Genomic DNA, 10,851 nt, shown 5'->3' on the forward strand with positions numbered 1-10,851 from the left:
GGAATTTCGACTTGTTCATCTATTTCTCATGAGGACGGAAGTTCCGCCCGGGACGAAAGAGAAAGGGGAATGGAGCAGAATCGTTTTGGGAACCGTTGCCGGGGCGCCCCCGGTGCCGGGGGCGCCCGTTCCGGGGTGCGGGTCAGGCCGCCGTCTTGACCGCCGGGCCCGTGCTGACCGGCTGCCGAACGACGCGGCGGCGCCGGATCGGCATCCCGAACGTCGGGTTGGCGACGCTCCAGGCCGCGCCCTTGCAGACCAGTTCCTTGTAGACGGCGGCGAGCCGTCCGGTCAGGGCCGCCCGGACGGAGCGGTCGTCGGCGGTGACGTACTGGATCAGCCCTTCCCGGCGGCCCAGCGAGATGCACTGGTTGAAGTAGCGGATCGGCACGTTCGGGAGCTTCCCGCCGGTCAGGCGCGCCGCGATGGCTTCGGCGGCCTGCCACGCGGTGAAGCCGCCCGAGGCGCACGACATCCGCAGCGGCTTGTCGCCGTGGCCCATCGCCATGGCCGCGTCGCCGATGACGTACACGTCCGGATGCGAGACCGAGCGCATGGTCCGGTCGACCACGATCTGGCCGGTGTCGGCGACCTCCAGGGTGGTGGCCCGCGCGATGGGGTGGACGGCGAACCCGGTGGTCCACACGGTGACCGCGGCCGGGACGGACGCGCCGTCGGCGAGGGTGACGTGGTCGGCCTCGACCGCGGTGACGGCGGCGTGCTCGTGCACCGTGATGCCGAGCTTGCCGAAGACCTTCCGCAGGTGCCCGCGCCCCTTGTCGGAGAGCCAGTCGCCGAGGCCGCCGCGGGCGGCGAGGGCGACGTCGAGGTCCGGGCGGGCCTCGGCGATCTCGGTCGCGGCCTCCAGGCCGGTGAGGCCACCGCCGACCACGACCACGGGCTGTCCGGCGTCCAGCCGGGCCAGGCGCTCGCGCAGCCGGAGCGCTCCGGGGCGACTGGCGATCTCGTGGGCGTACTCGGCGGTGCCCGGGACGCCCTGGTCGTTCCAGCCGCTGCCGAGGGCGTACACGAGGGTGTCGTACTCCAACGACTCCTCGATGCCGCCGGCGTCGGTGACGGAGACCGTCTTGCGGTCGACGTCCACGCCGGTGACCTTGGCGAGCTTCAGTTCGACGCCGGTGCCCGCGAACATCTCGCCGAGCGGCCGGGGCCTGAGGTCCTGGCCGACCGCGAGCTGGTGCATCCGGACCCGCTCGACGAAGTCGGGCTCGGCGTTGACGACGGTGATGGCGACGTCTTCACGGTGCAGCCGCCTGGCGAGCCGCCCGGCGGCGACTGCTCCGGTGTATCCGGCTCCGAGGACGATGATGCGGTGCTGCATGTCTGACTCCTGCCTTGGGCGGATCCTGCGGATTCCGAGCGTGTTCGCCCCTTGAACCGGGCGGCCCGCCGTTTCCTGACAGGAACGCGATGTGAAGCACCTCACATCGGGGTCGGCAGGGTCAGAAGGCGTGGAGCAGGGGGTCTCCGTGGTCGGCGGCCGCCCACCGGCGGGTCGCGCGTTCGAGCTTGTCCGGGTTCACCTGGTTGCGGAACGCGGCGATGCCCTCGGCGGTGATCTCCAGGCACATGACGCCGATGACCTTGCCGTCCAGGACCGCCACGAGGGCGGGGTCGCCGTTGGCGGTCGTGGCGTAGACCTCGGGCGAGCCGCCGGCCAGGGCGCGCTTGGCCTTGCTCGGTTTGAACAGGCCGCGCATGAACTTCGCGACCGCGAGGGCGCCCTCGAACGCCTTCGCGCGGGCCGGGACCTTCCCGCCGCCGTCGCCGACCGACACGGCGTCCTGGGTGAGCAGCCGTACGAGCGGCTCCGTCCGGCCGCTGGTGGCGGCCGCGAGGAACTCGTCGACGATCCGCCGGGCGGCGGCCTCGTCGATCTCGCGGCGGGCCTTGCCGTCCGCGACGTGCCTCCTGGCGCGGTGGAAGATCTGCTGGCTGGCGGCCTCGGTGAGGTCGAGGATCTCGGCGATCTCCCGGTGCGGGTAGTCGAAGGCCTCCCGCAGGACGTACACCGCCCGCTCGTTGGGGGTCAGGCGCTCCATGAGGACGAGGACCGCGTACGAGACCGACTCGCGCTGTTCGGCGGTGTCCGCCGGGCCGAGCATCGGGTCCCCGGCGAGCAGGGGCTCGGGGAGCCACTGGCCCACATAGGTCTCGCGCCGTGCGCGGGCCGAGGTGAGCTGGTTGAGGCACAGGTTGGTGAGGACCTTCGTCAGCCAGGCCTCGGGGACCTCGATCCGGTCGACGTCGGCGGCCTGCCAGCGCAGGAACGTCTCCTGCACGGCGTCCTCCGCCTCGCTCGCGGAGCCGAGGAGGCGGTAGGCGATGGCCTCCAGGCGGGACCTGGAGGCCTCGAACCGGTCCACGTCGTGCACTGTCAGGTCCATGGCCGCGATCCTAACTGTCACAGCCCCTTGGACCGCGGCGACCGGACCAGGAGACGGGGCGGCGGCTGGTATGACTGCTGCATGCTGGAAGAAGCCGCTCAGTCAGCGATCGACATGTTCCTCTCCGCGTTCAATGCCTCGGACGACGGCTACGTGACCGCACTGCTCTCCCAGGCTCTCACCTCCGACGTGGTGTTCTGGGGCCCGCTGGGCCGGAGCGAGGGAGTGGAGGCAGTCGAACGGTTCGTGCTGGACATCCGCCGCCACCCGGCCGGCGCCGGCACGATGGTCCGCTGCTCGGCCGTGGACATGCCGGGCGAGTGGGCCCGCTATCAGTGGGTGTTCACCACGCCGGACGGAGGCCCACGCCTGGCGGGAACGGACGTGGTCCACCTGCGGAAGAACCGCATCGACCAGATCATCGTCTTCGCCGGAGACATCGAGCCGGCTCCCTGACCAGCGCGCGTCTCGGGGCGGGGAGACGTGGGCGGCGTGCCGTCAGCTCCGCTGGAAGAACTCCACCTCCGCCAGGGCCAGGTGACGGCCCGAGGACAGGCCGGCGGGCGAGTGCAGGACCAGGCGTACCGTCTTCGCGTCGCTGACCCCGGTGGGGAACGTCTGCGGGCCTGGTTTGTCGCTGAGGGTGAGCTCCTTGCGGTGCCTCTCGCCGTCCTGCGTCGTCACCTCCAGGTCCAGCCGGAGCGCGCGTCCCTGGCGGGCGTAGTCCTCCGGAGACGCGGACGCTCCGTTGGTGATGATCAGGTCGAGCAGCCGGAACGGCTTGCGGAAGGTGTAGGTCACCGAAGCGCCCGGCGCGGGCGCACCCCAGTAGCTGTTGCTGAGCCCGTCCGTGGTGTTGGCCGCCGGGTGCCGCGGGACATCGCCGCTCGCCTCGATGTCCACCGGTGTCACGGGCTTGGCCTTGCCCAGTTTGTCCCGGGTGTCCTCGATCAAGGCGCGTCCGGCCGGCAACAGCAGAAGGCCGCCCGCGCACAGAGCCGCCACCACGGCCAGGACGACCAGGAGACGCGCCACCCTGCCGGAGCTCGCCCGCACCCGGCGGCGCAGCGGCCACACGGTCCGCCACCACGGCAGCGGGGCGGGCTTCGCGGCGGGATGCAGCGCCGTCGCGCAGCGCCGGCAGAACCGGCGGTCCGGCGGGTTGGCCGTGCCGCAGGCGGGGCAGGGCACCCCCGCCTCTTCGTCCGGCACCTCCACGGGGCGTACGACGGGGCGCGGGGCCACCGGCTTCGCGGGGCGTACGGGTACCGGGTCCACCGCCGGCTCCTCGGGGGCCGGGGTCGCCGGGCGCCGAGGGCCCGGAATGCGCACCGACGGTGTGGCCGGGGCCTGCGGTGGCCGTGCCTCCGTCGCGGATGCGGCGGGCCCGGACCCGGCAGGGTCCGGGCGGTGCGTGGGAGCCGGGGGCTCGGTGCGGACATCGCCGGGTCGGGTCTCCGGCTCAGGGCCGGTCTCCGCCTGGCCGGGGGCGACGCCGGGATCCTCGTCGCTGTGGTCGGGCGCAGCGGAGGCGGGCTCGTCCGCCGGGGTCGATGCGGGCGCCGGGGTGGCGTCCGGCGGGGTGGGGTCCGGTGGATCCGGGGGCGCCGAGGGCGTACTCGCGGCCGGTGTGGTGTCCGACCAGCCCAAGTACGCCCCGCAGTTGCCGCAGAAGTCGTCCGTGGAGCCGTTGGACGCCCCGCACGCGGGACACGCGCGCATGGCGTCACCTCCCTTCGTCGGCGGGCGGGCCGGGCAGTACCTCCACCCGGCAGACGGTGTGCACCGGGCACATGGCCCGGACGATCTCGCGGACCCGGTCCTCGTCCACCCGCCCCGCGCGGCCCGGCCACACCCGGACCAGGGTTTCGTCAGGGAGCTCCGGCGGCAGGTCGGCGCCGGCGGTGCGCGACCACGCCGCGCCTCCGTCCCCGGTCACCTCGGCATGCACGCCGAGCGCGAGCCGCAGCCCCTCGACCAGTCCGTACCCGGTGCCGCGCCACCGGTGCAGCTCCACCGCGCGGACCACCGCGTCGCGGCGCAGTTCCGCGGGCCGGTGCGGGTCGTGGGCAGCGCCCACCCAGGACGCCAGCCAGGCCAGGAAGTCGGTCGGAGTCACCCGGGGGTCCAGGTAGGCGTGCAGGTTGTCGAGGGTCGCGAACACCGGGGCGAGGACGACGTCGAGACCCGCGGTGAACCGCTGTGCGAAGTCGTCGTCGGCGTACAGGGCGGGCAGTTGCTCGCCGATCGGGTACCTGCTCGGCAGGCCGGGCACGGCGGCTCGGCTCATCCCCGGGCCTCCGGATCCACGGCCGTGACGACCACCTGGTGCTGGTAGGAGAAGACCAGCGCGCCCGCGGCGACATCGATACGGTCCGACGGCGCGCCGCGTCGCCCGGTGATCGGGTCGGCGGCGAACAGCCGGACCTCCTCCACCAGCGCGTCGCCGGTGGCGCGTTGCAGCACGCCGAACACCTCTCCGTACTGCACCGGCCGCCCGAACGGCCACCCGGTGCCGTCCGGGCCACCGTGCAGCGGGTTGAGGTGCCGGAACAGCGCGGCGAGTGCCGCGTCGCGCACCCGGTCGGTGTCGCCCGGCGCCGCCGTGAGCCGGGCCACGACGGTGATGCCCTGGTAGGCCGGCGGTTCCACCACGAGGCGGGTGCCGATCAGGCGTCGCTTGTCAAGGCTCTCGGTGATCGCCCGGAGCACCTGGTCCGAGGGGATCAGCTGCTCGAAGCGGAGCCGGTCGTCCCCCTCGTCGGCCACCGCGTCCGGCACCACCAGGACCCGCACCGCGCCCGCGCCGTCCGCGGCGGGCAGACAGCGGACCCGGCGCACCGAGGGCGCCGCCTGACGGCTGATGATCTCGTAGTCCTCGGCGGTGACCGCGCGCTCCTGCATCCGCAGCGCGTCCGGCGCCCGCAGCTTGGCGTTGGCGACGGTCTCCCCCGCGACACCGCCGCGCGCCGCCTCCCGGTTGACGACCCGCGCCACGTACGGGACGGAGCTGCGCAGCACGGAGATCGCGCCGCGGGCGACGTTGCCCGCCGGTCCGCCGCCGGTGCGGTAGCGGGCCACCCGCACCTGGGCGCCCTTGGGCGGCACGGCGCCGCACTGCCGCAGCGTGCCGTCCGGCTCGCGCAGCGCCGGGGCGAAGCCGAACTCGCCGGTGGTGGCGTCCACGCGGACGTGCCGGTCGGCGGGCCCGGAGCGGCCGAAGTGCTCCACCACCTCCCACCGCTGCCATCCCTCGTCCGAGGACACCTCGACCACGGGAGGTTCGCCGTCGAGCAGGACGGGCGGGCGGCCGATCCGGAACGTCTGCCCCGCGACCCCCTCCGAGGTGCCGAGCGGCACGTCGGTCACGGTCTCGGCGTGCTCGACGGACATGGTGCCGCCCACGGTGAACACGGCCGCCTCACGCACCGTCGGGGACTCCGAGTAGAACGGCTGGCCCGGCTCCGCCTCGGTGACCCGGCAGCGCAGCCAGCCGGCCCGGGCCCCGCCGATCACCGACGCCGTGTGCCCGGCCGGCACGTACACGATGACCTCGCCGGGCCGGTTCAGGCCACCGGTGGTGTCCGTGCCGGTCTCGCACACCTGCCAGCCGCCGCCGGTCCACGCCTCCCACACCAGCGGGGGCTGGCGCGGATCGACGCCGATGCCCTCCACGCGGCTGTCCAGGCGCACCGCGACGACGCAGCGCGGTACCGCCGTCGGCAGGCCGAACAGCAGCGCGTCGCCCGGCTCCGGTGCCGCCTGGAAGCAGGGGACGTCGCGGCCCTCGGCGAGCGTCCTGGTCCGGTCGGTCTGTTCACCGGTGCGGGGCGCGGTCACCAGCCGCGTCAACTCGCTGGGCACGATGCGCAGTTCCTCGGCGGTCGTGAACACCACGGCCTCGTCGCTCTCGCCGCGTGCGGTGGTCACCTCGGTGCCCGCGGGCAGCGTCACCGTGTCGGGCTGCGGCGCCGACAGCCAGAAGTCGACGTCGGCCCGGGCCGCGGCCGGCGGGAACAGCCGGATGCCCAACAGGTCGAGGAACGCGGTGTAGTTCTTGTCCGGGACCCGGTTCAGCCGGTACAGCAACTGGTCCACGAGGTAGGCGAACGTCTCGATCAGGGTGACGCCCGGGTCGGAGACGTTGTGGTCGGTCCACTCCGGGGCGCGCTGCTGCACGTACCGCTTCGCCTCGTCGACGAGCTGCTGGAACCGCCGGTCGTCCAGGTTGGGGGAGGGCAGGGCCATCAGTCGGCGCCCCATTCCTCGGCCCCCTCGTCGGAGGGGATCGTGTAGAAGGGAAAGACCAGGTTTCGCCGGTCGTTGGTGGAACGCACCGTGTAGTGCACGTCGATGTAGAGCGTGCCGGCCTCGACGGCGTCGAAGGCCACCACCACGTCGTCCACCGCGATGCGCGGTTCCCACCGCTCCAGGGCCTCGCGCACCTGCTGCGCGACGCGTCCGGCGGTGGCGCCGTCGCCGGGGGCGAAGACGTAGTCGTGGATACCGCAGCCGAACTCGGGGCGCATGGGGCGCTCGCCGGGCGCGGTGCCGAGTACGAGGCGGATCGCCTCCTCGATCTCCCGGTGCCGTTCGACCATGGCGATCCCGCCGGTCGGCCCGACCCGCAGCGGGAACGCCCAGCCGCGGCCGATGAACCTCTCGCTCATCACACGCCGCCGATCAGGACGTTCGGTGCGCCGGTCAGGATCATCGCGCCGCACGCGGACTGGTCGCGGGCCCGCGCGGCCGGCAACCCGCCGATGAGCACCTGGCCGGAGGCGAGCGCCGCCGGGTTCGGCAGGATCACGTTGGCCGGCCCCGTGGCCGCGTGCGGTGGCATCGGGCAGACGTGCAGGCTGCCCACGACGGCGGCGGGGCGGCCGCCGATCAGCACGGTCGCCACCCGCGCGGCGGCGCCCGGCGGCGGGGTGGTGATCCGACCGCCGTGGTTGGTGGGGTCACCGGTACGGGCTGCGGCTGGCATGCGGTGGTTGCTCCTTACGGACGGTCGGGGACGGCGGACAGGGGTCAGTTGATCCGGATGAGCTTGGCCTTGAGGACGCCGAGCAGACCGCCGTCGACGGTGACGTCCGAACTGCCGGTGACGCTCACCGAACGGCCGCCGATCTTCACCCCGGCCCTGCCGTTGATGTCCACGTTCCGGCCCGACACGCTCACGTCGCCCCGCCCCGCGTCCAGGGTGATGCCCTTGGCGTCGAGCAGGACGGAGGTCAGGGGCTGCCGGCCCTTCCCGGCGTACACCGTCAGCTCGATCCGGTCCCGCCGGTCGTCGAGGAACACCTCAAGGCGCTCGTCACCGGTCCGGAGCCGCAGTCCGGACGGGCCCGGAGCCCGCGCGTCCAGCAGCTCCACCCGGTGCCCCGAAGGCGACACGACCGAGCGGCGGTTGACCTTCCCGGTGGTCTTGTCGATCAGCGGCACGTCGTGGGGTGACGGCTTGTCCACGCCGTTGTAGAGCCCGCCGATGACGTACGGGCTGTCCAGCAGGCCCTGTTCGAACCCGACCAGCACCTCGTCGTTGACCTCCGGACTCACCACGCCCCCGCCGCCCTTGCCGCCCCACTGCACGGTGCGCACCCAGTCGGTGACGTAGGTGTCGTCCAGCCAGGGGAACTTCAGCCGCACCGCGCCGCTCTCGGCACCGCCCGGCTCGCGTACGTCCGTCACCACACCGATCGCCAGTCCCGGCATGCGCGGGCCACGGCTCGGCGCGTTGGCACCGGTCACCAGGCCGGTCAGGGAGCGGTCCGGGCTGGCGCTGACCCACACTGTCGTCCGGTACCCGCCGTGCGGTTCGAGGACGTGCTGCACCGCCGTCGCGGTGTACTTGCCGGAGAACGCCTGCCCGACGTTGCCGAGTGCCACGGGCTTGCCCGCCCGCAGCAGGGGATTGCCCTCGGCCACCGCCTCCAGTTCCCCGAAGCCCGCGCCGACCTGAGCGGCCGTCGCGTCCGCGACCGCCGTCGTCTCGGCCTGGGTGCGGTACGGGGTGTCGGTGACGGTCAGCTTCGCCGACGTGCCGAAGCGGGCGGCGAGCGCCGGGCTCAGGCCCGGCACCACGGTGTCACTGTCCACCGACGGCTGCCGGGCCACCAGCGGCCGCTTCGTGGTGACGTCCCAGCCGCGCACCTCCACCTGTGACGCCCCGTCCGCAGCCGACAGCGAGGCCCGCAGCGCCAGCAGGTTCCGCCCGTACTCCAGCACCATCGGGTTCCGTGTGGCCGGAGTGGACGGCGAGGGCGCGCCGGACGCCTTCCGCGGCCGGGTGAACTGGAGCACTCCCTTGTCGTCGACGCGCACCTGAGCGCCGCTCTCGCCCGCCAGGTACTGCAGGAAGTCCCAGTCGGACACGTTCGCCTGCGAGAGCTGCTGGTAGGTGACCGGCGCGGCCTGCACGGTTCCGCAGGCCAGCCCGGCCCCGGCGGCCACCTTGCGGACGATCGCCGCCGCCGTCATGTTCCGGTACGCCACCACCTTCCGGCCCCGCTGGAGGCGGTGCGCCTTGGAGTAGGCGCGTACCACCGTGAACGAGCCCGTGCGGTCCCGGTCCACCTCCAGGGCCGTCACCTCGCCGTTGAACAGCCGTTCGCGCGCCTGCCCGGACACGGTCACCACCGACACCCTGAGCGGGGTGCCGATGGTGATGCCGGTCGCCTTCAGGAACTCGTGGTCGGGGTCACGGAAGGTGAGCACCGCCGCGTCCGGCAGTCCCACGTTCTCGTCCACCACGCAGCTGACCAGCTGGGCGGCCCAGATCTGCGGAAGTTCGGCGGGCGTCTCGATGACGGGGTCCGCCGCGAACGACCGGCCGCCCCGTGCCTCGGGTGTGGTCACCGCTTCTCCTCACCGCCCGCGTCCCGCAGCCCGGGCACCACCAGTTCGGTGCCGGGCACGAGCGCCATCGGGTCGTCGATTCCGTTCGCCTCCGCGATGACCCGCCAGGCCGTCGCGTCGCCGTACTCCCGCCAGGCCAGCAGGGCCAGGCTGTCGCCCGCCACCACGGTGTGCGTGCTGCGGGCGGTGCGCGCGCCCGAGGTCGGGTTCTGGCCCGGCGGGTCGACGCTCGCCTCCTCGATCGACAGCGCGCAGGTGGCCCGCAGCGGCTTGCCGTCCACGTCGAACAGCGTGTAGGTCACCGACAGGCTCGACAGCACGCCGTCGAACGAGGTCGTCCGCGCGGTGCCCCACTCGAACCGCACCCAGGGGCTCGCCGGCTTCTTGCGGCCCAGGCTGGCCGGTGTGGGCACGCACGCCTTCATCAGCTTCTCCACCGCCTGCTCCACGGAGTTGTCGTGGGTGGCGGTGGCGTCCAGGAACACGTCGAGGCTCAGCGTGCGCGGGCCGCTGCCGACGAACTCGGGCAGCGCGGACTGCCCCGCCATCCGGGACGGGGAGCGCCGCCACTCGGTGGTCTTCTGCAGTTGCAGGGTGGAGGGGTTGAACTGCAGGTCGAGCCGCGCGATCGTCCCGCCGGGCTTCGCGCCGACCGAAGCGGGGGGCTCCTTGAGGGTCAGCTGGGCCCTGGCCCGGCTGGAGCGGACCGCTGGGGACATGCCGGGACTTCCTCTCCGGGTGCGGATACGTACGTGGGAACCGGTGCACAGGGGTGGGTCAGGAAGGGCGCAGCCCCTCGTGGGCGATCTCCAGGGTCTCCACCGCCGCCTGCGAGCTGGCGGGGTCGAAGGACGGGCCCTGCCAGCGCACCGGGACGATCCCGAACACCTGCCAGCTGATGATCCGGGTCAGGTCCGGCTTCAGCGCCACGATCTCGCCGTCCTTGGGCTCCACCCGCTTCAGCGTCTCGTCGAGCCAGCGGCCGATCTTCGCCGTGTCGGCGGTGACCGGCCGGGTGAGCGTGATGTTCGACCAGGTCACGCGCCCCGGCAGGTGCCAGGTGAAGCCGTTGTTCCCGCCCTCGGCATAGGTCTCCATCTCGACCTCGGCGCCCATGCCGGAGCAGGTGTGGAAGGCTCCCAGGTCGTTGCCGCCGATCGCGAGCCGGAAGAACACGCTCGTCGCGAAGATGCTGTCCGTCATTCGTCCGTCATTCCGTTCCGTGCCCTCAGCGGCGTCCGTCGTAGGGGCGGCCCGTGCGTTCCCGGCCGCGCCGCAGCTCGGTGCGCAGCAGCCGGGCCACCGGGTCGAGCAGGCGGCGCGCCAGGTCGTCCAGGTCGAGACCGGGCTCCTGCGGTGTCTCGGCGCGCCGGTCCGCGCCCGTGCCGGCGATGGATGCCGTGGACGGCACGGGGGCCGACCGTGCCCGGCCCCGCGCCGGTACCGCCTTCACCGGTACGTCCGTGGGCAGGGCGGCAGCACCGGTGGCGGTGCCGGCGCGCTGCACCGGGGGCGCCGCCCGGCCGGCCCCGCCGCCCGCCGCCGGCCCCGGGCCCGGGGTACCGGTCACGCGCCGGACCACGGG

11 protein-coding genes and 1 pseudogene are annotated in these 10,851 nt (G+C 73.5%); 1 reads left to right on the top strand and 11 read right to left on the bottom strand.

Annotation, left to right across the window (positions count from 1 at the left end):
* Nucleotides 1-142: 142 nt before the first annotated feature.
* Nucleotides 143-1,342 carry an FAD-dependent oxidoreductase gene (locus NW895_RS25415; RefSeq protein ID WP_289938300.1) on the bottom strand — a complete coding sequence of 400 codons (1,200 nt, stop codon included), beginning with the start codon at nt 1,340-1,342 and terminating at the stop codon, nt 143-145.
* A 121-nt stretch (nt 1,343-1,463) separates the two neighbouring features.
* Nucleotides 1,464-2,408: an RNA polymerase sigma-70 factor gene (locus tag NW895_RS25420; protein ID WP_289938301.1), complete on the bottom strand. Its 945-nt coding sequence runs from the start codon at nt 2,406-2,408 to the stop codon at nt 1,464-1,466.
* 81 nt (nt 2,409-2,489) lie between these two features.
* On the opposite strand from NW895_RS25420, the gene NW895_RS25425 reads away from it, so the two are divergent.
* Entirely contained in the window at nt 2,490-2,864 is a 375-nt protein-coding gene (locus NW895_RS25425) for a nuclear transport factor 2 family protein (RefSeq protein ID WP_289938303.1), read from the top strand.
* 42 nt (nt 2,865-2,906) lie between these two features.
* Here the strand turns inward: NW895_RS25425 and NW895_RS25430 are convergent, their stop codons facing one another.
* From NW895_RS25430 to NW895_RS25470, 9 genes and pseudogenes are all read right to left on the bottom strand, one after another.
* A complete protein-coding gene (locus tag NW895_RS25430) occupies nt 2,907-4,130 on the bottom strand; it encodes a zinc ribbon domain-containing protein (RefSeq protein ID WP_289938304.1) in 1,224 nt (407 codons plus the stop codon).
* A 4-nt stretch (nt 4,131-4,134) separates the two neighbouring features.
* Nucleotides 4,135-4,698 (bottom strand): phage tail protein, encoded by a 564-nt coding sequence (locus tag NW895_RS25435; protein WP_289938305.1) that lies wholly within the window; start codon nt 4,696-4,698, stop codon nt 4,135-4,137.
* Nucleotides 4,695-6,656: a putative baseplate assembly protein gene (locus NW895_RS25440; RefSeq protein WP_289938336.1), complete on the bottom strand. Its 1,962-nt coding sequence runs from the start codon at nt 6,654-6,656 to the stop codon at nt 4,695-4,697. The genes NW895_RS25435 and NW895_RS25440 overlap by 4 nt, the downstream gene beginning before the upstream one ends.
* Nucleotides 6,656-7,078: a GPW/gp25 family protein gene (locus tag NW895_RS25445; RefSeq protein ID WP_289938306.1), complete on the bottom strand. Its 423-nt coding sequence runs from the start codon at nt 7,076-7,078 to the stop codon at nt 6,656-6,658. The genes NW895_RS25440 and NW895_RS25445 overlap by 1 nt, the downstream gene beginning before the upstream one ends.
* Nucleotides 7,078-7,395, bottom strand: a complete 318-nt coding sequence (locus NW895_RS25450; RefSeq protein WP_289938307.1) for a PAAR domain-containing protein — start codon at nt 7,393-7,395, stop codon at nt 7,078-7,080. The genes NW895_RS25445 and NW895_RS25450 overlap by 1 nt, the downstream gene beginning before the upstream one ends.
* Nucleotides 7,396-7,439: 44 nt before the next feature.
* Nucleotides 7,440-9,266, bottom strand: a complete 1,827-nt coding sequence (locus tag NW895_RS25455) for a VgrG-related protein (protein WP_289938308.1) — start codon at nt 9,264-9,266, stop codon at nt 7,440-7,442.
* On the bottom strand, nt 9,263-9,985 hold the full coding sequence (locus NW895_RS25460; protein ID WP_289938310.1) for a LysM peptidoglycan-binding domain-containing protein: 723 nt from the start codon (nt 9,983-9,985) through the stop codon (nt 9,263-9,265). The genes NW895_RS25455 and NW895_RS25460 overlap by 4 nt, the downstream gene beginning before the upstream one ends.
* A 58-nt stretch (nt 9,986-10,043) precedes the next feature.
* A complete protein-coding gene (locus NW895_RS25465) occupies nt 10,044-10,469 on the bottom strand; it encodes a phage tail protein (RefSeq protein ID WP_289938311.1) in 426 nt (141 codons plus the stop codon).
* Nucleotides 10,470-10,494: 25 nt separating this feature from the next.
* Nucleotides 10,495-10,851, bottom strand: a pseudogene (locus NW895_RS25470) (hypothetical protein); the annotation flags it as partial.

Origin of the sequence: Streptomyces sp. S.PNR 29 (assembly GCF_030386795.1) — a bacterium.
Taxonomy (GTDB): Bacteria; Actinomycetota; Actinomycetes; order Streptomycetales; family Streptomycetaceae; genus Streptomyces.

Coding starts and splice junctions, on each gene's coding strand:
- NW895_RS25415 (WP_289938300.1), bottom strand. CDS start 1,342: ATGCAGCACCGCATCATCGTCCTCGGAGCCGGATACACCGGAGCAGTC.
- NW895_RS25460 (WP_289938310.1), bottom strand. CDS start 9,985: ATGTCCCCAGCGGTCCGCTCCAGCCGGGCCAGGGCCCAGCTGACCCTC.
- NW895_RS25450 (WP_289938307.1), bottom strand. CDS start 7,395: ATGCCAGCCGCAGCCCGTACCGGTGACCCCACCAACCACGGCGGTCGG.
- NW895_RS25435 (WP_289938305.1), bottom strand. CDS start 4,698: ATGAGCCGAGCCGCCGTGCCCGGCCTGCCGAGCAGGTACCCGATCGGC.
- NW895_RS25465 (WP_289938311.1), bottom strand. CDS start 10,469: ATGACGGACAGCATCTTCGCGACGAGCGTGTTCTTCCGGCTCGCGATC.
- NW895_RS25440 (WP_289938336.1), bottom strand. CDS start 6,656: ATGGCCCTGCCCTCCCCCAACCTGGACGACCGGCGGTTCCAGCAGCTC.
- NW895_RS25420 (WP_289938301.1), bottom strand. CDS start 2,408: ATGGACCTGACAGTGCACGACGTGGACCGGTTCGAGGCCTCCAGGTCC.
- NW895_RS25430 (WP_289938304.1), bottom strand. CDS start 4,130: ATGCGCGCGTGTCCCGCGTGCGGGGCGTCCAACGGCTCCACGGACGAC.
- NW895_RS25445 (WP_289938306.1), bottom strand. CDS start 7,078: ATGAGCGAGAGGTTCATCGGCCGCGGCTGGGCGTTCCCGCTGCGGGTC.
- NW895_RS25425 (WP_289938303.1), top strand. CDS start 2,490: ATGCTGGAAGAAGCCGCTCAGTCAGCGATCGACATGTTCCTCTCCGCG.